The organism is Frigoribacterium sp. 2355, from assembly GCF_054060695.1.
Genome location: NZ_JBSSDL010000003.1, coordinates 206,627 through 228,215, shown reverse-complemented (window position 1 = coordinate 228,215; position 21,589 = coordinate 206,627). Strand labels below are relative to the sequence as shown.

The following is a 21,589-nucleotide window of genomic DNA, read 5'->3' as shown; positions in this document are numbered from 1 at the left end:
CGGATATCGTGACCTCGTGGACATTCGCATCGGCATCACCAACAGCCCCCGTGAGATCAGCTTCGAGACGGCCCAGACCGCCGACGAGGTCGAGAAGGTCGTCGGCGACGCGCTCGACGGCGGCAAGTCGTACGTCACCCTCGCCGACTCCAAGGGCAAGACCTACCTGGTCCCCACCGCATCGCTCGCCTACGTCGAGGTCGGCAGCGAAGAGAGCCGCAAGGTCGGGTTCGTCAGCTAGTCGTGGAACTCCTCTTCGTCGTCCTGGGTGGCGCCATCCTCGGGTTCGTCCTCCACTACGCGCTGCCCGACGGCGACACCCGCGGCGTCCTGCTCGCGCCCGCGTCCGGCGCCGTCGTGGCGGCGATCGTGTGGGAGGTCCTGACCTGGGCCGGATGGCCCGCCGACAGCGGATGGATCTGGGTGGCAGCACTCGTCCTCCCCGCCGTCGTCGCGTTCGTGGTCTGCCGTGTCGCGGCTGCCCGCCGCCGGGCTCACGACAGCGAGCACTTCGCCCGCCTGGTGCGCTCCGCCTCCTGACGCCGCGCCTTCGCCATGCCCTCGATGCACGGCCGGTCGCCCAGGGCGGCCACGCCAGGTCGCCGAGAACGGTCCCGCCAGCCGGAGGACTACCAGCGGTCAGCGCTCAGGCGGTGAGTCCGAGGGCGTCCATGCGGCGCGTGTGGGCGGCGATGAGTTCCGTGAAGACGGGTTCGAGACGCTCGTCGTCGGCGGACACGTGCGACGCGGACACCGCGGCGCGAGCGACCAACAGGGTGTCTCCCACCAACCTGCGCCCCCAGAGGGCCAGCCGTGACGCGAGCCGCGGGTCGGCCTCGATGGCCTTGGAGAGTTCTCGCACCACGAGCGGTGCGTCGTCGTGGGCCTCGAGCACCGCCACGATCCGCTTGTGGTGGTCCGCCGGCAGTCCGGCCGCCAACCGCACGAAGACGTCGTTGAGCAGGCCGGCTGCGACGTAGTCCGCGACGATCGCCTCGTACCAGTCCGTGCCTCCGGTCCGGGCCCGGAACTCGTCGATGGCGGCGATGTGGGGCTCCATCGACTCGGTGGCGTCGTGGCCGGACCGTTCGATCTCGGCCACCAGGCCGCGGTGTCGGGCCAAGGTCGTCTCGGCGATGCGGCCGGTGGTTTCTTTCGCGCGCACGTCGGGGGCGAAGGCCGACGAGCGGCCCAGCGTCTCGAAGAGCGCGAGTTCGAGGTAGGCCGCGTGCCCCAGGAAGACCAACAGGTCGGGGGTGAACTGGTCGAGCTCGACCCGGGCCGCGGGGGTCGGCTTCGCCGCGGGCCGCGGCCACTGCAGGGACGGGACGCCGCGTTTCGCACCTCGACCGGGCCAGGACACCACGCCCACATCTTACGGGGTCCGAGGGGCCGCCCGTCGCGACGGGCTAAACTCGACGCATCCCCCTATATGAGACAGGGCAACACTTTGACATTCACTGACCTCGCGATCGACCCCGACATGGTCGACGCTCTGGCGTCGAAGGGGATCCTCGAACCTTTCCCCATCCAGACGCAGACCATCCCCCTCGCCCTCGCCGGGCAGGACATCATCGGCCAGGCCAAGACGGGCACCGGCAAGACCTTCGGCTTCGGCCTCCCGATCATCCAGCGCATCGGCCTCGACCCGGCCCCCGGCGTCAAGGTGCTCGTCGTCGTCCCGACCCGCGAACTCTGCGTCCAGGTGGCCGACGACCTCGAGCTCGCCACCTCGAACCGGGCGACCAAGATCGTCAGCATCTACGGCGGCAAGGCCTACGAGGGCCAGGTCGAGCAACTCAAGGCCGGCGCGCAGATCGTCGTGGGCACCCCCGGGCGCCTCCTCGACCTGGCCGGCCAGCGCCTCCTGAACCTCAAAGAGGTGCAAGAGGTCGTGCTGGACGAGGCCGACAAGATGCTCGACCTGGGCTTCCTCAGCGACATCGAGAAGATCTTCCAGCAGGTGCCGGCCACCCGTCACACCATGCTGTTCTCGGCGACCATGCCCGGCCCGATCGTGGCCCTGGCACGCCGGTTCATGTCGAAGCCGATCCACATCCGCGCGACCGACCCCGACGAGGGCCTCACGCAGGCGAACATCAAGCACGTCGTCTACCGGGCCCACTCGCTCGACAAGGACGAGGTGATCGCGCGCATCCTCCAGGCCGAGGGTCGTGGCAAGACCGTCGTCTTCACCCGGACCAAGCGCGCGGCCGCCAAGCTCGTCGAAGAGCTGAACGACCGCGGCTTCAACGCGGCGGCCGTCCACGGTGACCTCAACCAGGAGCAGCGCGAGCGCGCGATGGCCGCGTTCAAGGCGGGCAAGAAAGACATCCTGATCGCGACCGACGTCGCGGCCCGAGGCATCGACGTGAACGACGTCACGCACGTGATCAACCACACCGTGCCCGACGACCACGACACCTACCTGCACCGCGCCGGCCGTACCGGCCGCGCCGGCAAGACCGGCATCGCCGTGACGTTCGTCGACTGGGACGACCTGCACAAGTGGGCCCTGATCAACCGGGCCCTCGACATGGGCCAGCCCGAGCCGGTCGAGACCTACTCGTCGAGCCCGCACCTCTTCGCCGACCTCGACATCCCCGCCGGGACGAAGGGACGCCTGCGCGCGAGCTCCCTGTCGGCGGTCAAGGCGGGTTCGGTCGGCTCGCGCGAGCGCACCGGCGGCCCCCAGGGCGATCGTGACAGGGGTCGCGGTCGCGGTCGTGGCGACGCTCCCGTGCGGGCCTCCGGTGAGCCCTCGACCACGGGCCGCGGCGCCGCACAGGCGCCCGACGCGGCGGCTCCGGCCGGCGAGGGCACGGGTGAGGCCCCACGCAAGCGCAGCCGCAACCGTCGCCGTCGTCCCGCCGGCGACTCGTCGTCACAGCCGCAGGGCTGACGACCGATCCAGCACGAGACCCCCTCGACCGTCCGCGGCGAGGGGGTCTCGTGCGTCCGGCACGTCATCGCCCGGCACGTCGCCGTCCGGAACGCCGCCGTCCGGCACGTCATCGCCCGGCACGTCGCCGTCCAACCGAGGAGGCGCGGGCCGGTTCAGCCCCGGACGGGCACCCACCCGGTCGCCGCGTCGACGATCCGGTCGAGTTGTCCGGGAGCCGTGGTGTTCTCACCCAACCGGTTGGGCTTGCCGTCGCCGTGGTAGTCGCTCGACCCGGTCACGATGAGGTCGTACCGTCGGGCGAGCTCGAGCAGTCGCGCCTTGCCGGCCGAGGTGTTCTCGCGGTGGTCGATCTCGACGCCGAGCAGGCCGGCGTCGACGAGGGCCTCGAAACCCTCGCTGGAGACGTTCGGCTCGCGACCCCGCGTCGCCGGGTGGGCGATGACGGGGACGCCCCCGGCCTCCCGGATCAGGCGGACGCCGATCAGGGGGCTGGGTGCCTCGTGCGGCTCGTAGTACCCGGACCGCCAGTGCAGGATGCCCGCGAAGGCGGCGCTGCGGTCGGGCGCGTAGCCCTTGGCGACGAGGGCGTCGGCGATGTGCGGCCGTCCCAGGGTCGCCCCCGAGCTGGCCTGGGCGAGGACGTCGCCCCAGGTGAGGTCGTAGTCGGCGGCGATGCGTTCGACGATGCGCTCGGCCCGGTGCAGACGGCTGTCGCGCAGGCGGGCCGTCTCGGCGACGAGGCCCGGGTGGGCGGGGTCGAAGAGGTAGCCGAGCATGTGGACGCTGTTCAGTCCGAGCCGGGTGCTGAGCTCCATGCCGGGGAGGAGGGTGAGACCGGTGCCGGCGACGGCGGCCGTGGCCTCGGACCACCCGGCCGTGCTGTCGTGGTCGGTCAGGGCGACGGTGTCGAGCCCCGCGCGCACGGCCGACGCGACCAGCGCGGCGGGCGCCTCGGTGCCGTCCGACACGCTCGAGTGAGTGTGCAGGTCGACCAGGCGCGTGGGCATCCCCCCATCGTAGGCGGCGCGCATCCGAGCCGTCCGTGCGGCGCCCGACGTGCGGTCGGGGGTTCCCCTAGGCTCCAGGGGCCATGATCCGTCGTCTCGTCGCCCTCGTCTTCGTCCTCGCCGTCGCCGCCGTGCTCCTGGCCGCCCTCTGGCCCCAGGCCGTCGGGCTGCAGCGCGTCTTCCCGGTCGGTCAGGTGGTGTCGTTCCGGCTCGTCGCCGGGGCCGTCGCGATCGTCCTGGTGGTGCTGCTGCTCGTGCTCGGCCTGGTCGCGCGGCCGATCCGGTCGCTCACGGCGAGCGCGGCCGTGCTGCTGCTCGTGTTCGGCGTCCTCTCGGCGGGCGTCGTGACGGCTCGCGGCCTGGGCCGCACCGACTTCGTCGAGAAGACGCCCACCGACGTCACCGTCCTGTCGTGGAACACCCTCGGCGCGGCGACCGGGGCCGACGCCGTCGTCGCCCTCGCGACCGAGGTCGGTGCCGACGTGATCGCCCTGCCCGAGACCCGCCAGGAGGTCGGCGTCGCCGTCGCCGAGGCCATGGCCGCCGCCGGCAAGCCCATGTGGGTGAACACGGTGGCCTACGACCAGATCGCGAGCGGCCGCTCGACGACGCTCCTGATCAGTGCCGCGCTGGGCGACTACCAGGTCGCGATCGGTGACGACGGCACCACCGACGCACGGACGACGCCCGTCCTCCCGACGGTCGTCGCGACACCCGTGTCGGGCGAGGGCCCCACGATCGTCGCCGCCCATCCCGTGTCGCCGACGCCCGAGCACATGGGGCAGTGGCGTGCCGGCCTGGGGTACCTCGCCGACGTCTGCCGGTCGGGGAACGTGATCATGGCGGGTGACTTCAACGCCACCCTCGACCACATGGCCGGGCTCGGCACCGACGGTGGAGCGCTCGGCGCCTGCCGCGATGCCGCCGAGGCGACCGCGAACGCCGGCGTCGGGACCTGGCCGACCGACGTCCCTCCCCTCCTCGGTGCGCCGATCGACCACGTCATGGCCACCGAGCAGTGGCTGCCGACCGGCTTCCGGGTCGTGACCGAGCTCGACGACGCCGGCAGCGACCACCGGGCGGTCGTCGCCCAGCTCAGTCGCACGGGAGCCTGAGCCCACCGACTGGGCGTCCGGCCCGTTTGGCGGGACAATGGTGGGCATGGCAGATCAGAAGGCGCCGCGCGCGACCACCAACCGCTCCACCACCCCCGGGTCGGACACGTTCAAGGACTACATCTCGTCGCAGTGGGCCGACCGCCCCGACGTCCTCCCCGAGCCGCGTGAGCAGGCGCCGTTCGCCGCCGACCGTCGCGCGCGGCTGTCCGCGCTGCACCCGGGCACCCGCCTGGTCGTGCCGGCCGGCTCCGCCAAGGTCCGGTCCAACGACTGCGACTACCCCTTCCGTGCGCACTCGGCGTTCTCGCACCTGACGGGCTGGGGTTCCGACACCGTGCCCGGTTCGGTGCTCGTGCTCGAGCCCACGGCCGAGGGCCACGACGCCACCCTGTACCTGAGGGCGAGCGCCGGGCGTGACTCGGACGAGTTCTACGCCAACCCCGAGATCGGCGAGTTCTGGATCGGCCCGCGCCCGTCGTTGACGCAGGTCGCCGCCGACCTGGGTCTCGCCACGCGTGACCTGGCCGACTTCGAGGCCGTGGTCGGCACCATCGACGCCGGCACCCTCGTCGTCCGCGAAGCCGACCCCGACCTGACCCGCCGTCTCGACGCCGTCGTCGAGGCCGCCGCCGAGCAGTCCCCCGTCTCGGCGGGGACGACGGCCGTCGTGATCTCCGACGACGACCGCCCCGGCGAGCGGGCGACCTCCGCCGACCTGGCCCGTGACCTGAGCGAGCTGCGTCTCGTCAAGGACGCGTACGAGGTCGCGCAGATGCGTCAGGCCGTGACGGTGACGGGCAAGGGGTTCACCGACGTGATCGCCGACTTCGACGACATCGTCGCGCACCCGCGCGGCGAGCGGCTCGTCGAGGGCACCTTCAACCGTCGGGCCCGCGCCGACGGCAACACGGTCGGCTACGACACGATCGCCGCGTCGGGCGACCACGCCTGCGTCCTGCACTGGACCCGCAACGACGGCGTCGTCCGCGACGGCGACCTCATCCTCATCGATGCGGGCATCGAACTCGACAGCCTCTACACGGCCGACATCACCCGCACGCTGCCCGTCTCGGGCCGGTTCACCGACGTGCAACGTCTCGTGTACGAAGCCGTGCTCGAGGCGGCCGACGCGGCGTTCGCGATCGTGCGTCCGGGCATCGCGTTCCGCGAGATCCACGCGACGGCCATGAAGGTCATCGCCGAACGGACGGCCGAATGGGGCTTCCTGCCGGTGTCCGCCGAGGAGTCGCTGAAGCCCGACCACCAGTACCACCGTCGCTACATGGTGCACGGCACGAGCCACCACCTCGGCATCGACGTGCACGACTGCGCCGCCGCCCGCCGCGACCTCTACCTCGACGGCGTGCTCGAGCCCGGCATGGTGTTCACCATCGAACCCGGCCTGTACTTCCAGCCCGACGACCTCACCGTGCCCGAGGAGTTCCGCGGCATCGGCGTGCGCATCGAGGACGACATCCTCGTGACCGCCGACGGGGCCGAGAACCTCTCGGTGGCCATCCCCCGCACGGTCGCCGACGTCGAGGCGTGGATCTCCCGCGACTGAGGTCCGACACGAGGGGCCCCGGGTGCGACGCACCCGGGGCCCTTCGCCCGTTCACACCCCGATCAGCGAGGCAGGATCATCGACCGTCGGACGACGAGTCGCCGTCCGGGGCCGACGTGTCGTCGGCCTCGGACGGTGTCCCGTCACGTCGCCGGCCGGTGACGATGGCCACGACCACACCGGCGGCGGCCAGCACGACGATCGCGACCGCGATGCCGATGACGAGTCCGGCGTTCACCGATCCCGACTCGGGCGCAGCCGACGGCGTCGCCACGGTGTCGTCACCCGGGGTCGCCATGGTCGTCATCTCGGGCTCGGACGAGGCCGAGGGCGAGGCCGCACCGGTCTCGTCACCGGTGGGGGCGCCGGCACCGCCAGCCGCGCCTCCTGCGCTGCCGCAGCTCGGACGGGTCGGCGAGCCCGCCCCCTCCGCGGTGCCCGCGGCGGGGGCGTAGGTGAACGGGACGGCGTCCGAGACGGTGTGGCCGTCGGCCGAGACGGCCTGGTAGGTCATCGTGTAGGCGCCGGGCGACCCGAGCGCGACACCGGTCGTCAGCGTCGGTCCCGAGGTCGTCGAGCAGCCGTCCTCGTAGTGCAGACCGGCGGCGTCGGTCACCTCGAGCACGTTCGAGCTGCCGGTGCCCGAGAGGTCGAGGATCACGTCGTTGAAGGTGATCGACACGGTCGCCGGGGACGAGTCGACGGTCGAGCCCGCGGCCGGCGTGCTGCTCACGACGTAGTCGTGCGCCGCGGCCGATCCCGCCGGTACGAGGGCGAGGGCGCCGACCGCGGCACCCAGCCCGGCCGTCACGAGGACGCCGAGGAGGCGCGGTGTCCGCGAGCGCGCGGCCGTCACGCGTCCACCCCGCCGTTCGTCGAGGTGCGGGACGCGGTCGCCCGGGGCCGACGGGTCAGCGCGACGACCGAGACGACGAGCGCCAGCGCACCCAGGGCGAGGCCGCCGATGCCGAGGCCGATCGAGAGCGGTCCGACCGCGCCGTCGCCGGAGCCCGACGCCGAGTCGCCGGAGGTGCCGACACCCGCGGTCGTCGCGTCGTCGTCCGTCGCGTGGCCGGCGTGCTCGTCGGCCGGCGGCGCGTCGTTGACGTAGAGGGTCGGTGCGGGGTGCTCGGGCTCTTCTCCCGAGGCGGGAGTCGCGTCGGCCCAGTCGACGACCGTGCCGTCCGAGTAGCGCTGGTGGGCCGGCAGCGCGATCGACCCGGTGTCGGGCACCGCACCGGCCGAGATGACGAACTGCTGGAACTGTCCGGGTGCGATCTGCGTGTCGCCCTCGGCCGTCCAGGTCACCTGCGTCGGCGCCTCGGTGATCGTCGTGCCGTCGAGCTCGACCGGCTCGGGCAACGTGCTGGTGGTGACCTCGGTGGTCCACCCCGGGAGGGGCTCGTACGACACCGAGGTGAACGGGGTGTCGGTGGGCAGGTCGACGACGAGCCCGACGGTGCCCGCGGTCGCCGACTCGTTCGGCACCTTGAAGGTCAACGTCTCGTACGACCCGGCCTCGGCCTGACCGGGCTCGACGTGGACGTGGGCCGAGGCCGCGAGGGGCGCGGCCAACGCGAGCAGGGCGGCGGCGCCGAGGGCCGCTGCCGAACGGGCGACGACGGCGGACGACCGGGGACGGCGGGACGCGACGGAAATGGGGTCGGTGCTGTGGTTCATGGATCTGGTCCTCTCGATCGCGAGTGCGATCGGTCTGCGGTGCATGACGATGGGGCCCGACGGCGCGACGGGCGCGTCCGACGGGGTCACCGGCGACGGAGGTCGGCGGTGTGCGGGGTCAGGCAGGGCAGGGCGGACCGCGACGGGGTCGGGCCGTGAGGTGTCGTCGGCCGGGCGGGCGCGGACGGACGCCGACCGGAGTCGGCGGGCGCCGGACGACGGGCGCCTCGGGCCGATGTCCGGCGGTCAAGAGGCGCGCGACGGCCAGACCGCGGACGGCCAGTCGGACGAGGGCCCACGCGGCGCCCTCGCCACGCCGGAGGGCGACGATCGTGACCACGGCCGCGAGCGCGTGGGCCAGCCACATGGCGGGGCCCCCCATGACCATGGCCTGGCCGACGCCGCCACCGGACGCGGCGCCGTCGGCGATCGTCGAGATCACGAGTGCGGAGTGGTGCCCGCCCGTCGCCGAGGCACCCCCGCCGTCCGAGGCTCCGAGGGAGAACAACACGTGGAACGCGACCTGGCTGAGCGCGACCGCGACGGCGAGCCTCACGGTCGAGAGGTGCACGCCCGCCAGGGCGATCGAGACGGGCACGGCCACGGCCAGGGCGAGGACGACGCCGAGCAGTCCGGGCTCCATGCCACCGCCGGCCACGTGGGAGAAGGCCGCGACCAGGGTCGACGCACCGGCGGTCAGCCAACCACGCGCGAAGCGCTCGGCCCGGGTGGCCGTCGTGGAGGGGTCGCGGAGTGCCATGTCGACACCAGGGTACGTCAGCGGCGCGGGGCCTCGGGACGCGCGAGGATCTCGTGCGCCCGCCCGGACACCTCGGGGTCGACCACGATCTGGTAGTTCGACGCGAGCACCTGGTGCGTCGAGGTGAAGTCACGGCGGCGACGGGTGATCGCGAAGCTGACGATGCCGTAGAGCATGCCGAAACCGGCTCCGAGCAGAGCCGCCGCCCCGACGGTGGCCGCGGTGGCGGTCTCGGTCGCGAAGACGAGCATGACGAGCCCGAAGAAGACGCCGAGCCAGAGTCCGGTCACGGCCCCGGCCAGGGCGGCACGCCCGTAGCTCAGGCGACCGGTGACGCGTTCGACGGTCTTCAGGTCGTTGCCGATGATCGCCAGCCGCTTGATCGGGAACTCGGCCTGTGACAGCCGGTCGACCGCGCGCTGCGCCTCGGGATACGTGTCGTAGGTGCCGAGGACGTCGCCCCGCGGCAGGGTGGGCACCATCGGCGGGCGGCGGCCCACGGGGCCCGGGTTCGTCATCCCAGCATTAAACACGGTGCCCCTGCCGGGCACCCGTCGGCGGCGACCCCGCGAGCGACTAAATTGGACGCGTGAGTGCAACCAGAGTCTTCGTCGCCCGGCTGGCCGGTTGCTCCGTCTTCGACCCTGCGGGCGACAAGGTCGGCAAGGTGCGCGACGTGCTGGTGGTCTACCGCCGCACCGGGGCGCCGCGCGTGGTGGGCCTCGTGGTCGAGGTCCCCGGCAAGCGCCGGGTCTTCGTGGGGATCGGACGCGTCACGAGCATCGGCTCGGGCCAGATCATCACGAACGGCGTCATCACGCTCCGCCGCTTCGAGCAGCGTGGCGGCGAGACCCGGGTCATCGCCGACCTGCTCGGTCGTCGCGTGTCGTTCCGGCACGGTGGCGGCCACGCCACCATCGAGGACGTGGCGATCGACGAGGTGAGCGAGGGCGACTGGGAGGTCGGCCAGCTCTTCCTGCGCAAGCCCAAGACGTCGCCGTCGCCGTTCGTCAAGGCGCCGACGGCGTTCGCGGCGTGGGACGACGTCGTCGAGGAGGCCGGACCGGGCGAGGCGCAGAGCGCCGAGCACCTGATCGCCGCGTACTCCGACCTCGTGCCCGCGGACCTCGCGAACACCCTGCTCGACCTCACGCCCGAGCGGCGGCTCGAGGTCGCCGGCGAACTGTCCGACGACCGCCTCGCGGACGTGCTCGAAGAGCTGCCCGAGGCCGAGCAGGTCGAGATCTTCACGGGCCTCGACGACCACCGTGCGGCGAGCGTCCTCGACCAGATGCAGCCCGACGACGCGGCCGACCTCATCGCCCAGCTGCCCGACGAACGCACCGAGCAGCTGCTCACGCTGATGGAGCCCGACGAGGCCGACGACGTGCGCATGCTGCTCAGCTACGACTCCGACACCGCAGGCGGACTGATGACGACCGAGCCCGTCATCGTCTCGGCCGACGCCACGGTCGCCGAGGGCCTCGCCCTGATCCGTCGTCACGAACTGGCCCCGGCGCTCGGCGCGGCGGTCTGCGTCGTCCTGCCACCCTACGAACCGCCCACCGGCCGGTTCCTCGGCATGGTGCACTTCCAGCGGATGCTCCGTTACCCGCCGAACGAGCGCCTGGGGACGATCCTCGACCAGACCACCGAACCGGTCCGCGTCGACGCCACGGCCCTCGAGGTCACGCGGGTCATGGCGACCTACAACCTCGTCTCGGTGCCCGTCGTCGACTCGGCGCACCGCCTCGTCGGCGTCGTCACCATCGACGACGTCCTCGACCACGTCCTGCCCGACGACTGGCGCAGTCAGGACCCCGACCAACCGCTGACCCCGAGCCGACCGCGTGGCCGCGCCCGTCGCCCCGCGATCGGCCAGAGCACGAGGAGCGACGATGGCCCGCGATAACCGCAACGACGTCCGCCTCGACGCCCCCAAGGGTCTGCGCCCCCGCGTGCTGCCCGGGCGCAAGCGGGTCAGCAGCGACCGCTTCGGTCGGGCGACCGAGTCCATCGCCCGGGGCATGGGCACGCCCTACTTCCTGATCGCCCTCACCCTGTTCTGCGTCGTCTGGATGATCTACAACACGGTCGCCCCGATCGACATCCGCTTCGACAGCGCTGCCATCGGCTTCACGGCGCTGACGCTGATCCTGTCGCTGCAGGCGTCGTACGCCGCTCCCCTCATCCTGCTCGCGCAGAACCGGCAGGACGACCGCGACCGCGTGCAGTTCGAACAGGACCGTCAGCGCGCCGAACGCAACCTGGCCGACACCGAGTACCTGGCCCGCGAGGTCGTCGCGCTCCGGATCGCGATCCGCGACATGGCCAGCAAGGACTTCATCCGGGCCGAGCTCCGTTCGCTGCTCGACGAGCTCGACCGGCGCGACGACGACGAGAGCCCCGCGGTCGAGCCGACCCGCACCTCCTCGTCGTCACGACGCGACGCCCGACGTGACGGCCACCACCGTGGCTGAGCCGGTCGCCGCCACCCGCCCCGCGACGCCGGACGACGTCCGTCGCGCGCTCGCGCGGGTGCTCGACCCCGAGATCCGCAAGCCCGTCACCGAACTCGACATGATCGGTGACGTCGTCGTCGACGCAGGAGGCGCGGCGACGGTGGCCGTCAAGCTCACGATCGTGGGGTGCCCGGCAGCCGACACGATCGAACGCGACGTCCGCGAGGCCACGGCCTCGGTGACCGGCGTCACGGACGTCACGGTCGACGTGACCGTCATGACCAAGGACGAGCGACACGCCCTCACCGAGAAGCTGCGGGCGGGCCGGGCGGCGCGCGGCATGCAGTTCGGGCCCGACACGCTGACCCGGGTCTACGCCGTCACGAGCGGCAAGGGCGGGGTGGGGAAGTCCACCGTGACCGCCAACCTCGCGGTCGCCCTCGCGGCCCGTGGTCTGGCCGTCGGCATCGTCGACGCCGACGTCTACGGCTTCAGCATCCCCGGACTCCTCGGCCTCGTCGGCCCCGACGGCGCCTCGGTGAAGCCGACCCGCGTCGACGACATGATCCTGCCGCCCGTGGCCCACGGCGTGAAGGTCATCTCGATCGGCATGTTCGTCGACGACGCCTCGACCGCCGTCGCCTGGCGCGGGCCGATGCTGCACCGGACGATCCAGCAGTTCCTGACCGACGTGTACTTCGGCGACCTCGACGTGTTGTTGCTCGACCTGCCGCCCGGGACGGGCGACGTCGCCATCTCGGTGGGGCAGTTGCTGCCGCACGCCGAGGTGCTGGTCGTCACGACCCCTCAACCGGCCGCCGCCGACGTCGCCGAGCGCAGCGGGCTCGTGGCACGCCAGACGGGTCAGCGGTTGCTCGGGGTCGTCGAGAACATGGCGGGTCTGCCCCAGGCCGACGGCAGCGTCCTCGAGCTCTTCGGCTCCGGTGGTGGCGTCGAGACGGCCCGCCGACTGTCGTCCGGTCAAGAAGCCGAGGTGCCGTTGCTCGCCAGCGTCCCGCTCAGTCTGGGCCTGCGCCAGGGGGGCGACGACGGCGTACCGGTCGTGCTCGCCGCTCCCGACGATCCTGCGGCCACGGCCATCGACGAGCTGGCGGGCCGACTGGCGGTGCGGGCCCGGGGATTGGCCGGCCGGAAGCTCGGACTCAGCGTCACCTGACCGGGGTCGAGCACCCCGGACGTGCAGAAAGGGCACCTCGCGTGGCGAGGTGCCCTTTCGTCACAGCGTCTCGCCCGAGGGGCGGCGACGTGCTCGTGCCGCACCCCAGCACGAAGGCGGCACACGCGGTGACGGCACGCTCAGGAGGGAGACGCGCCGACCACCGCGAAGCGGACTAGGACCAGCGGTTGTAGGTCTTGGTCGGGATGGCGCGGAAACCGTCTCGGGCGACCGAGACGAGCGAGCCGGCGATTCCGACGACTGCGGCGATGGCGAGGACGATGATTCCGGTGAGCATGGGGGACTCTTTTCTGGCGCGGTTCGACGCGCGATTCTGCATGGTGGGATGGATTCGCCACCGAGCCCGGGACCAGGTCGACCGGAGCTCGGGAGCGCTACGACGCGCTCCGGGGACTCTTCAATGATGCGCCCGGAGAAGCGGTAGATCAATCTCACGTTTCTACCGAAACAGCGTAGATTTGCTACATGGATGTCAAGCGTCTCGAACTGCTCCGCGAACTCGCCGAACGAGGCAGCGTGGCCGCCGTCGCCCGGGCCACCCACCGCACCCCGAGTGCCGTCTCGCAGCAACTCAAGGTGCTCGAGCGCGAGGCCGGCGTGGCGTTGACCGAGCGGGTGGGACGCGGCATCGTGCTCACCGGCTCCGGGCGCGTGCTGGCCCAGACGGCCACCGACGTCGCCGTGGCACTGGAACGAGCCCAGGCGGTCTGGGACGACTTCGTCGCCACCCCCCAGGGCGAGGTCACGCTGGCCACCTTCCCCACGGGCGGGCAGATGTTGCTGCCGGGGCTGCTGCGCACGGTGGCCGAGACCCCCGGCCTGGTGGTCGTCGCGAGCGACCACGACCCGTCGATCCGCGAGTTCCCCGAGCTGGCCGCCGACCACGACGTCGTCGTCGCGCACTCGTCCGACGACAAGCCGTGGCCCGGTCGCGGACTCGTCACCGTCCCCCTGCTGACCGAGCCCCTCGACATCGCCCTGCCCGCCGACCACCGTCTCGCCGGTCGCGCCTCGCTCGCACCCGGCGACCTCGAGGGCGAGAACTGGATCGGCGTCCCGCACGACTTCCCGTTCGAGTGGGTCTACCGCGAGATCGAGCGCGTGACCGGCAGCCCCGTCCGCGTCGCTCAGCGCTTCAGCGACACCAAGGTGACCGAGTCGCTCGTCGGGGCCGGCCTCGGCATCGCCGTGCTGCCGCGCTTCACCGCCAAGGACGCCCGGGACGACATGGTGCTCGTGCCCCTCGAGAGCATCCGGGCCGTGCGCTGGGTGTCCGCCGTGATGCGGCGCGACCGGGCCGAGCGCCCCTCGGTGCGACGGGTCGTCGACGCGCTCAGGGCCGAGGCCTCACGCGTGGCGGCACTGCACGGAGGCGTCTGAGCACCACGCCGCCCACGGGCGGCGTGGAGACCGAGTGAGGGGCTCGAGGCGAGAGGCCACGAGGCGGCAGACCACGAGGCGGGCGACGAGGTCAGGAGGCGCGGTGCCGCAGGCGGGTCAGGTCGCCTCGGAGTCGTACGGCGGCACCTCGCCCGTCGCGAGCGGCACCACCTGTGCGGAGGAACGACCCCCCGGCAACCCCGCGGACACAGCCGCGGCGGCGGCACCGGCCGTCGCCATGCTCGGCGCCGAGGGCTTGGGGGCGCCATCCGTGCCGTCGAGCAAGGCGTCGCGGATGATGCGCCGCGGGTCGTACTGACGGGGGTCGAGCTTCTGCCACTCCACGTCGTCGAACTCGGGGCCCATCTCGTCGCGCATGCGCGTCTTCGCACCGTTGGCCATGTCGCGCACCGTCCGGACGAGCTGGGCGAGCTTCGCCGCGTAGCCGGGCAGTCGTTCGGGACCGAGCAGGAAGACCGCGAGCACACCGATGATGAGCAGCTTGTCGAACGTCAGACCGAACATGGACACGCAAGCAGACTAACCGGTGACGACTCGGGGAACCCCCTAGAGTTGGCCTTTCGAGGAGTGGGTGTGTCGCAGATAGAGTCAAGTTGGAAGTTCGCGGAAGAACTCGTCACCGAGAGCGACGCGATCGCCGAGGCTCGACAGCATTCGCTGGAGGTCGGGGTCGAGGCCGTCTCGCCGGCGGTCGGCGCCCAGCTCGCGGTCGTCGCCGCCGCCTCGAACGCGTCGTCGATCATCGAGGTCGGGACGGGCCTGGGCGTCAGCGGGCTCTGGTTGCTCTCGGGCGCCCCCGCGGCCGTCCTGACGACCATCGACCGCGAGATCGAGCACCAGCAGGCCGCCCGGGACGCCTACCTGCAGGCGGGGATGCCTGCCAGCCGCTTCCGCATGATCGCCGGCCGTGCCGCCGACGTGTTGCCGCGGATGAACGAGAACTCGTACGACATCGTCTTCGTCGACGCCGACCCCGGCTCGGTCATCGAGTACGTCGAGCACGGCCTGCGCCTCGCCCGCCCGGGCGGACTCGTCCTCGTCGCGCACGCACTCTGGCACGGACGGGTGGCCAATCCCGCCGTCCGCGACAGCACGACCACGGGCTTCCGCACCTTGCTGACCGAGGTGTCCACCTCACCGGCCGTGATCAGCTCGCTCTCGACGGCGGGCGACGGGCTGCTCTCGCTGATCAAGCGGTGACGCACCCCCGCCGGGCTCCCCGCCCGTGCAGCAGGCAACCGGCGCGGTAGCCCGCGCGGAGGCGGGCACGCGCACGGACGCCCCGCGCGCCGCAGGTGCGGCGGGCGGGGCGTCCGGGGCTATTAAGGAGGCGGCCGACTAGGCGCTGACGACGCCGGCGAGGGCGTCGTGCAACTCTTTGGCTTCGTCGTCGTTGACCGACACCACGAGGCGTCCCCCACCCTCGAGCGGAACACGCACGATGATGAGACGGCCCTCCTTAACGGCTTCCATAGGCCCGTCGCCGGTCCTCGGCTTCATGGCTGCCATCAGATAGTCCCCTTTCGCAAGTTGCTGGTCCCATTATCCGTGATTTCGGGCCCCCGACCTAAACGACGCCGTTCCCCGACCGATCAGGGCGGCGTCCAGTCGTACCCGTTCACCCACCAGCAGTAGTAGAGCCACACCCACTGAGCCGCCACGAACACGGCGACGAGCAGCGCCCGGTAGACCTTCGAGCGCGGCACCGCGAGGACGCCCAGCAGGGGGAAGAGCGGCATCAGGAGCCGGAAGGTGCTGGACTGCGGGAAGAACACCGCCAGCAGGTAGAGCCCGTAGGCGACGCCCCACAGCCTCAGGTCGGTGCTCGTCCGGCGTGCCCACGGCGACAGCAGCAGGGCTCCGAACGCCACGAGCGCGACCACGAGGAGGGCGATGCCGGAACCACCCGGAAACCACCAGTTCGCCCCGTCGACCCACGGGGTGAACGGCACGAGCGGTCCGTAGCCGATGTAGGGCGCCCGCCAGGCGAGTTCGGTCTCGGTGTACGCCCCCGGCACCCCCGTGACCGCGCCGGCGACGCCGAGCCAGGCGACGCCGAACACGCCCGTGGCCGCCGCCGACACCGCCACCCGGACGCGCTCGCGCACCGGGAAGGGATCGTCGTGCCGGCGCCACCAGCGCAGCAACCCGTGCAGACCGATCGCCAGGGCGAGCGGAAGGGCTCCGGGCCGCGTGAAGGACATGATCAGCACGACCGGCAGCATCGCCAGGTACTGCCGCCGCACCAGCATGAGCAGGCTCGCGCAGAGCAGCAGCAGGAACATCGACTCGGCGTAGGCCACCTGCAGCAGCGGCGACAGGGGCGCCACGCAGAACAGAACGACCGCGAACAACGAGGTCGACTCGGGCAGCGCGTGCCGCATGAGGCGGTAGAACAACAGGGCCGTCCCCGCGGCGCAGGCGACCGACACGACGACGGCCAGCGCCGCGAACGACAGGCCCGTCAGGCCCATCAGCCCACGGACGACGAACGGGTAGGCGGGCATGAACGCCCAGGCGTTCTCTCCGACGTGGCCGTCGCCGGTGATGGGGAGGTCGCGCGGGTACCCCACCACGGCGATGATGTTGTACCAGTGACCGTCCCAGATCGTGGCGAAGCTGCCGTAGTCCGGGCTCGCGAGCGTCCAGGCGTTGGCCTGCTGGGCACCGGCGAAGGTGAGCAGCGCGATCGTGCTGACGACGCGCGACAGGACGAACACCACGAGCACCCGGGCCCACCACGGCGTGAGCCGGTAGCGCAGCAAGAGGGGCCTCGACGCCGAGGTCGGTCGTCGGGGATCGTGCCGCGTCGACGGGGACGAGGAGGCGCGACTCGCGTCGTCGACGGTCAGGCCGTCAGCCACGCCCGCAGTCCGCGCTCGTTGTCGAGGATCTGCTGCACGGGCACCCGCTCGTCGTCGTGGTGGGCCAGCATCGGGTCACCGGGACCGTAGTTGACCGCGGGGACGCCGAGCGCGGAGAACCGCGCGACGTCCGTCCACCCGTACTTGGGCTTGGCCTCGCCGCCCACGGCACGCAGGAACTGCTGTGCCAGCGGGGCGTCCAGACCGGGCCGGGCCCCGGGGGCGAGGTCGACGATCGTGACGTCGAAGCCCTCGAAGAGCTCGCGGACGTGGGCGACGGCCTCGTCGCCGCTGCGGCTCGGGGCGAACCGGTAGTTGACGTGCACCATGCACTCGTCGGGGATGACGTTGCCGGCCACGCCGCCCGTGATGCCCACGGCGTTGAGGCCCTCGCGATAGACGAGCCCGTCGACCTCGACCTCTCGCGCCTCGTAGGCCGCCAGCACGTCGAGGATCGGCGCGGCCTTGTGGATGGCGTTGTCGCCGACCCACGAGCGGGCGCTGTGCGAGCGGGCGCCGAAGGTGCGGATCTCGGCGCGCAGGTTGCCGTTGCAGCCCCCCTCGACCCCGCTGTTGCTCGGTTCGCCCAGGACGGCGAAGTCGCCGGCCAACAGGTCGGGTCGGACGCGCGCGAGGCGGCCCAGGCCGTTCAGGGCGTCGGAGACCTCTTCGTGGTCGTACCAGACCCAGGTGACGTCGACGCCGGGCTCGGTCAACTCGACCGCGAGCCTCAGGTGGACGGCACAGCCGGCCTTCATGTCGACGGTGCCGCGACCCCAGAGGTAGTCGACCCCGTCCTCGGTCTCGTAGCGCGTGGGCACGTTGTCGTTGATCGGCACCGTGTCGATGTGACCGGCGATGACGACCCGCGAGGCCCGGCCGAGCCGGGTCCGGGCGACGATCGCGTCGCCGTCGCGGAACAACTCGAGGTGGTCGCAACCGTCGAGCGTGGCCCAGATCTCGTCGGCGACGAGCCGTTCGTCACCCGACTCCGACCGGATGTCGCAGAGCTGCCTGGTGACGTCGACGGGCGAGACGGAGAGGTCGATCGGTGCCATGCGGGCGAGTTTACGGGGCCAGGGCACGGGTCACCTCCGAAGCGGTCCGTCGGCGGCTGCCGATACGCTCGGGTCCATGACTTCCGACGCCACCGCCACCGCCCCGACCCACGCCTACGGGTACGGCCTCGCGACCGTCTCGCACGACGGCACCACGCTCGACACCTGGTTCCCCTCCCCCCGGCTCGGCACCCTCCCGGCCGACCGTGACCCCGAGATCGTCCCGGCCGAGCTGGCCGACGCGGCCGGACCCGACGAGCGCCGCGCGGTCGACCTCGTCCCGGTGACCGTCGAGATCGACCTGAGCGCGCCTCCTGCGTCCACGCCCGACGCGTACCTGCGACTGCACCTGCTGAGCCACCTCCTCGTCGAGCCCAACACGGTCAACCTCGACGGCGTGTTCGCGCACCTGCCCATCGTCACCTGGACGAACGCGGGGCCGGTCCATCCCGACGACTTCGCACGGCTCCGTCCGAGGCTGCAGCGTGCCGGCATCGTCGCGACCGGCATCGACAAGTTCCCCCGCATGCTCGACTACGTCTCGCCCGACCGCGTCCGCATCGCCGACGCGTCGCGGGTGAGGCTCGGTGCCCACCTGGCCCCCGGCACCACGGTCATGCACGAGGGGTTCGTGAACTTCAACGCGGGCACGCTCGGGTCGTCCATGGTCGAGGGCCGCATCTCCCAGGGCGTCGTCGTGGGTGACGGGTCCGACATCGGCGGCGGAGCCTCGATCATGGGCACGCTGTCGGGCGGCGGCACCCAGCGGGTGACGATCGGCGCCCGCGCCCTGCTCGGCGCCAACGCCGGCATCGGCATCGCGATCGGCGACGACACCGTCGTCGAGGCCGGGCTCTACGTGACGGCGGGCACCAAGGTCGTCGTCGTGGGCGGCACCCCGACCAACGACGGTTCGCCGCAGACGGTCAAGGCCGTCGAGCTCTCGGGCCAGCCGGGCTTGCTCTTCCGCCGCAACTCGCTGACCGGCGCCGTCGAGGTGCTGCCCCGCAAGGGCCACGGCATCACGCTGAACTCGCAGCTGCACGCGTAGGTCTTCGAGGAGCACCACGACCGAAAGGGGTGGGCACGACCCCAGGTCTGAACCCGGCGTCGTGCCCACCCCCTCGCGTCGTGCCGATCGTTCCTGCGGACTAGCGCTGCGGCCAATCGCGTTCGGTCGCGCCCAGGTACAACTGCTGGGGGCGGCCGATCTTGGTCGTCGGGTCGGTGTTCATCTCGCGCCAGTGGGCGATCCAGCCGGGGAGGCGACCGATGGCGAAGAGCACCGTGAACATGCGGGGCGGGAACCCCATCGCCTTGTAGATGACGCCCGTGTAGAAGTCGACGTTCGGGTAGAGCTTGCGCTCGACGAAGTAGTCGTCGGCCAGGGCGATGCCCTCGAGCTCCATCGCGATGTCGAGCAGGTCGTCCTTCACGCCGAGCGACTCGAGCACCTCGGTGGCGCTCTCCTTGACGAGCTTGGCGCGCGGGTCGTAGTTCTTGTAGACCCGGTGGCCGAAGCCCATCAACTTGACGCCGGCCTCTTTGTTCTTGACCCGCTCGACGAAGCGCTCGACACCCTGGCCGCTGTCGCGGATCTCGGCGAGCATCTTGAGGACGGCCTCGTTGGCCCCGCCGTGCAGCGGCCCGTAGAGGGCGCTGATGCCGGCCGAGATCGACGAGAACATGTTGGCCTGCGTCGAGCCGACGAGACGCACGGTCGAGGTCGACGCGTTCTGTTCGTGGTCCTCGTGGAGGATGAGCAGGCGTTCGAGCGCCTTCGACAGGACGGGGTTCACCTCGTACGGCTCGGCCATCGTGCCGAAGTTCAGCTTGAGGAAGTTGTCGACGAAGCTGAGGGAGTTGTCGGGGTAGAGGAACGCCTGGCCGAGGCTCTTCTTGTGCGCGTACGCCGCGATGACCGGCAGCTTCGCCAGCAGTCGGACGGTCTGGAGCTCGACCTGCTCGGGATCGTGCACGCTCATGCTGTCTTCGTAGAACGTCGACAGTGCACCGACCGCGCTCGACAGCACCGACATCGGGTGGGCGTTGTGCGGCAGGGCGTCGAAGAAGCGGCGCAGGTCTTCGTGCAGCAGCGTGTGCCGCCGGATGCGCGCGTCGAAGTCGGCGAGCTGGTCGGGGGTGGGCAGTTCGCCGTAGATCAACAGCCAGGCCGTCTCGAGGTAGGTCGAGTTCTCGGCGACTTGTTCGATCGGATAGCCCCGGTAGCGCAGGATGCCCTGATCACCGTCGATGTAGGTGATCGTGCTTCGGGCGTTGGAGGTGTTCACGAAACCCGTGTCGAGGGTCGTGTAACCGGTCTGCTTGGTGAACGTCGAGATGTCGATCGCCGAGGCACCCTCGGTGCTCGCGACGATCGGGAACTCGGCTGTTCCCCCCGGGAACTGCAGCGTGGCCTTCTGGGCGTCGTTGGCAGTGTCAGTCACCCGGTCAGCCTAGCGGTCAGCCGCCGAGTCGCCCCACGGCGGCGTCGATGCGCTCGTCGGTCGTCGTGAGCGCCACTCGGACGTGGCGATCACCGGCGGGCCCGTAGAACGACCCCGGGGCGACGAGCACGCCACGCTCGGCGAGCCAGGACACCGAGGCCCAGGCGTCCTCGTCCCGCGTGGCCCAGAGGTACAGGCCGGCCTCGCTGCGATCGATGCGGAACCCCGCTGCCTCGAGAGCGGGCAGGAGGCGCGCTCTGCGGGCCGCGTACCGCGCCTTCTGCTCGACCACGTGGGCCTCGTCGGCCAAGGCGACGACCATGGCCTGCTGCACCGGGGCCGGCGGCATGAGGCCCGCGTGCTTGCGCACGGCGAGGAGCTGCCCGAGCACGTGGTCGCAGCCCGCGACGAAGCCCGCGCGGTACCCGGCGAGGTTCGACTGCTTGCTGAGCGAGTAGACCGAGACGACGCCGCGGAGGTCGTCGCCGACCACGCGTGGGTCGAGGATGCAGGGCGTGGGGCGGTCGGCCCACTCGCCCGTCCACCCGAGTTCGGCGTAGCACTCGTCGCCGGCGATCACGGCACCGAGTTCGCGCGCACGGGCCACGGCGGCGCGGAGGGCTTCGAAGCCGAGCACGGCCCCGTCGGGGTTGCCCGGGCTGTTCAACCAGACCAGCTTCGTCGAGACGGGCCACTCGGCGGGGTCGTCGGAGGCGAGGGCCGTCGCGCCGACGAGGGCGGCGCCGAGCGCGTAGGTCGGGTAGGCGTTCGTCGGGTAGACCACCGTGTCGCCCGGGCCGATGCCCAGCCAGAGGGCCATGCCGGCGATGAGTTCTTTCGAGCCGATGGTCGGCAGGACGTTCGCGTCGCCGAGTCCGGCCACCCCTCGGCGACGCGCGTACCACTCCGAGATGGCCGACCGCAGGGCCGGGGTGCCGGCGACCTGCGGGTACGAGTGGGCGTCGGTCGCGACCGCGAGGGCCTCACGGACGACCTCGGGCGTCGGATCGACGGGCGAACCGACGCTGAGGTCGACGATGCCTCCGGGGTGGCGCCGGGCGGTGGCCGCGTACGGCACCAGGGCGTCCCAGGGGAACTCGGGCAGGTCGAGCGCCACGGGGGCCG

The 21,589-nt window shown here is 71.7% G+C and carries 24 protein-coding genes; 11 read left to right on the top strand and 13 right to left on the bottom strand.

The annotated features are described in order from the left end of the window. The first annotated feature begins 16 nt into the window (after nt 1-16). Together ACVJ1F_RS05605 and ACVJ1F_RS05600 are read left to right on the top strand one after the other, a co-directional pair. Complete coding sequence (locus ACVJ1F_RS05605) at nt 17-241, top strand: DUF3107 domain-containing protein (RefSeq protein ID WP_043595511.1); 225 nt, start codon at nt 17-19, stop codon at nt 239-241. A 2-nt stretch (nt 242-243) separates the two neighbouring features. Further along, nucleotides 244-540: a hypothetical protein gene (locus tag ACVJ1F_RS05600; protein ID WP_456885135.1), complete on the top strand. Its 297-nt coding sequence runs from the start codon at nt 244-246 to the stop codon at nt 538-540. Between the two features lie 106 nt (nt 541-646). Here ACVJ1F_RS05600 and ACVJ1F_RS05595 read toward each other — a convergent pair whose 3' ends face one another. Beyond that, complete coding sequence (locus ACVJ1F_RS05595; RefSeq protein ID WP_456885134.1) at nt 647-1,366, bottom strand: ferritin-like fold-containing protein; 720 nt, start codon at nt 1,364-1,366, stop codon at nt 647-649. 84 nt (nt 1,367-1,450) lie between these two features. Here ACVJ1F_RS05595 and ACVJ1F_RS05590 point away from each other — a divergent pair, with 84 nt between their 5' ends. Next, on the top strand, nt 1,451-2,902 hold the full coding sequence (locus tag ACVJ1F_RS05590; RefSeq protein ID WP_123571548.1) for a DEAD/DEAH box helicase: 1,452 nt from the start codon (nt 1,451-1,453) through the stop codon (nt 2,900-2,902). A 155-nt stretch (nt 2,903-3,057) separates the two neighbouring features. On the opposite strand, the gene ACVJ1F_RS05585 is transcribed toward ACVJ1F_RS05590, so the two are convergent. After that, complete coding sequence (locus tag ACVJ1F_RS05585) at nt 3,058-3,912, bottom strand: PHP domain-containing protein (protein WP_192122736.1); 855 nt, start codon at nt 3,910-3,912, stop codon at nt 3,058-3,060. A gap of 83 nt (nt 3,913-3,995) precedes the next feature. Here ACVJ1F_RS05585 and ACVJ1F_RS05580 point away from each other — a divergent pair, with 83 nt between their 5' ends. Both ACVJ1F_RS05580 and ACVJ1F_RS05575 read left to right on the top strand, forming a co-directional pair. Continuing rightward, entirely contained in the window at nt 3,996-5,027 is a 1,032-nt protein-coding gene (locus ACVJ1F_RS05580; protein ID WP_456885133.1) for an endonuclease/exonuclease/phosphatase family protein, read from the top strand. Between the two features lie 46 nt (nt 5,028-5,073). Next, nucleotides 5,074-6,594, top strand: coding sequence for an aminopeptidase P family protein (locus ACVJ1F_RS05575; protein WP_456885132.1), 1,521 nt, complete (start codon nt 5,074-5,076; stop codon nt 6,592-6,594). A gap of 76 nt (nt 6,595-6,670) precedes the next feature. On the opposite strand, the gene ACVJ1F_RS05570 is transcribed toward ACVJ1F_RS05575, so the two are convergent. The 4 genes from ACVJ1F_RS05570 to ACVJ1F_RS05555 all read right to left on the bottom strand — a co-directional run bounded on the left by ACVJ1F_RS05570 (nt 6,671) and on the right by ACVJ1F_RS05555 (nt 9,552). After that, nucleotides 6,671-7,450: a copper resistance CopC family protein gene (locus ACVJ1F_RS05570; RefSeq protein ID WP_456885130.1), complete on the bottom strand. Its 780-nt coding sequence runs from the start codon at nt 7,448-7,450 to the stop codon at nt 6,671-6,673. Next, on the bottom strand, nt 7,447-8,274 hold the full coding sequence (locus tag ACVJ1F_RS05565) for a YcnI family copper-binding membrane protein (RefSeq protein WP_402752280.1): 828 nt from the start codon (nt 8,272-8,274) through the stop codon (nt 7,447-7,449). Before ACVJ1F_RS05565 ends, ACVJ1F_RS05570 begins: the two co-directional genes overlap by 4 nt. A 118-nt stretch (nt 8,275-8,392) precedes the next feature. Then, complete coding sequence (locus ACVJ1F_RS05560; RefSeq protein WP_456885128.1) at nt 8,393-9,034, bottom strand: hypothetical protein; 642 nt, start codon at nt 9,032-9,034, stop codon at nt 8,393-8,395. Nucleotides 9,035-9,051: 17 nt separating this feature from the next. After that, nucleotides 9,052-9,552, bottom strand: coding sequence for a general stress protein (locus ACVJ1F_RS05555; RefSeq protein WP_456885127.1), 501 nt, complete (start codon nt 9,550-9,552; stop codon nt 9,052-9,054). A 71-nt stretch (nt 9,553-9,623) separates the two neighbouring features. Between ACVJ1F_RS05555 and ACVJ1F_RS05550 the strand changes: the two genes are divergently transcribed. The 3 genes from ACVJ1F_RS05550 to ACVJ1F_RS05540 are packed head-to-tail and all read left to right on the top strand — an operon-like array spanning nt 9,624 to nt 12,673. After that, nucleotides 9,624-10,946, top strand: coding sequence for a magnesium transporter MgtE N-terminal domain-containing protein (locus ACVJ1F_RS05550; protein ID WP_056048665.1), 1,323 nt, complete (start codon nt 9,624-9,626; stop codon nt 10,944-10,946). Next, nucleotides 10,933-11,514, top strand: coding sequence for a DUF1003 domain-containing protein (locus tag ACVJ1F_RS05545; RefSeq protein WP_056048668.1), 582 nt, complete (start codon nt 10,933-10,935; stop codon nt 11,512-11,514). The genes ACVJ1F_RS05550 and ACVJ1F_RS05545 overlap by 14 nt, the downstream gene beginning before the upstream one ends. Further along, the gene (locus ACVJ1F_RS05540; protein WP_285062740.1) at nt 11,507-12,673 is read left to right on the top strand and encodes an Mrp/NBP35 family ATP-binding protein; all 1,167 of its coding nucleotides are present in this window, start codon (nt 11,507-11,509) and stop codon (nt 12,671-12,673) included. Before ACVJ1F_RS05545 ends, ACVJ1F_RS05540 begins: the two co-directional genes overlap by 8 nt. Before the next feature lie 175 nt (nt 12,674-12,848). On the opposite strand, the gene ACVJ1F_RS05535 is transcribed toward ACVJ1F_RS05540, so the two are convergent. Continuing rightward, on the bottom strand, nt 12,849-12,971 hold the full coding sequence (locus ACVJ1F_RS05535; protein WP_255350805.1) for a hypothetical protein: 123 nt from the start codon (nt 12,969-12,971) through the stop codon (nt 12,849-12,851). Nucleotides 12,972-13,159: 188 nt separating this feature from the next. Here ACVJ1F_RS05535 and ACVJ1F_RS05530 point away from each other — a divergent pair, with 188 nt between their 5' ends. Beyond that, nucleotides 13,160-14,074 (top strand): LysR family transcriptional regulator, encoded by a 915-nt coding sequence (locus ACVJ1F_RS05530; RefSeq protein ID WP_056048675.1) that lies wholly within the window; start codon nt 13,160-13,162, stop codon nt 14,072-14,074. A 117-nt stretch (nt 14,075-14,191) separates the two neighbouring features. Here the strand turns inward: ACVJ1F_RS05530 and ACVJ1F_RS05525 are convergent, their stop codons facing one another. Next, a complete protein-coding gene (locus tag ACVJ1F_RS05525; RefSeq protein WP_456885253.1) occupies nt 14,192-14,599 on the bottom strand; it encodes a Sec-independent protein translocase TatB in 408 nt (135 codons plus the stop codon). Nucleotides 14,600-14,668: 69 nt separating this feature from the next. On the opposite strand from ACVJ1F_RS05525, the gene ACVJ1F_RS05520 reads away from it, so the two are divergent. Continuing rightward, nucleotides 14,669-15,295: an O-methyltransferase gene (locus ACVJ1F_RS05520; RefSeq protein WP_456885124.1), complete on the top strand. Its 627-nt coding sequence runs from the start codon at nt 14,669-14,671 to the stop codon at nt 15,293-15,295. A 138-nt stretch (nt 15,296-15,433) separates the two neighbouring features. Here ACVJ1F_RS05520 and ACVJ1F_RS05515 read toward each other — a convergent pair whose 3' ends face one another. The 3 genes from ACVJ1F_RS05515 to dapE all read right to left on the bottom strand — a co-directional run bounded on the left by ACVJ1F_RS05515 (nt 15,434) and on the right by dapE (nt 18,017). After that, complete coding sequence (locus tag ACVJ1F_RS05515; RefSeq protein WP_071256769.1) at nt 15,434-15,604, bottom strand: DUF3117 domain-containing protein; 171 nt, start codon at nt 15,602-15,604, stop codon at nt 15,434-15,436. An 83-nt stretch (nt 15,605-15,687) separates the two neighbouring features. Next, the gene (locus tag ACVJ1F_RS05510; RefSeq protein ID WP_456885122.1) at nt 15,688-16,959 is read right to left on the bottom strand and encodes a hypothetical protein; all 1,272 of its coding nucleotides are present in this window, start codon (nt 16,957-16,959) and stop codon (nt 15,688-15,690) included. Then, on the bottom strand, nt 16,944-18,017 hold the full coding sequence (dapE, locus tag ACVJ1F_RS05505; RefSeq protein WP_173152744.1) for a succinyl-diaminopimelate desuccinylase: 1,074 nt from the start codon (nt 18,015-18,017) through the stop codon (nt 16,944-16,946). The genes ACVJ1F_RS05510 and dapE overlap by 16 nt, the downstream gene beginning before the upstream one ends. Nucleotides 18,018-18,093: 76 nt before the next feature. Here dapE and dapD point away from each other — a divergent pair, with 76 nt between their 5' ends. Next, the gene (dapD, locus tag ACVJ1F_RS05500; RefSeq protein WP_056048688.1) at nt 18,094-19,068 is read left to right on the top strand and encodes a 2,3,4,5-tetrahydropyridine-2,6-dicarboxylate N-succinyltransferase; all 975 of its coding nucleotides are present in this window, start codon (nt 18,094-18,096) and stop codon (nt 19,066-19,068) included. A gap of 100 nt (nt 19,069-19,168) precedes the next feature. On the opposite strand, the gene ACVJ1F_RS05495 is transcribed toward dapD, so the two are convergent. Further along, the gene (locus ACVJ1F_RS05495; protein ID WP_082460573.1) at nt 19,169-20,464 is read right to left on the bottom strand and encodes a citrate synthase; all 1,296 of its coding nucleotides are present in this window, start codon (nt 20,462-20,464) and stop codon (nt 19,169-19,171) included. A 16-nt stretch (nt 20,465-20,480) separates the two neighbouring features. Beyond that, nucleotides 20,481-21,581 carry a succinyldiaminopimelate transaminase gene (gene dapC / locus ACVJ1F_RS05490; RefSeq protein WP_456885119.1) on the bottom strand — a complete coding sequence of 367 codons (1,101 nt, stop codon included), beginning with the start codon at nt 21,579-21,581 and terminating at the stop codon, nt 20,481-20,483. Nucleotides 21,582-21,589 lie beyond the last annotated feature (8 nt).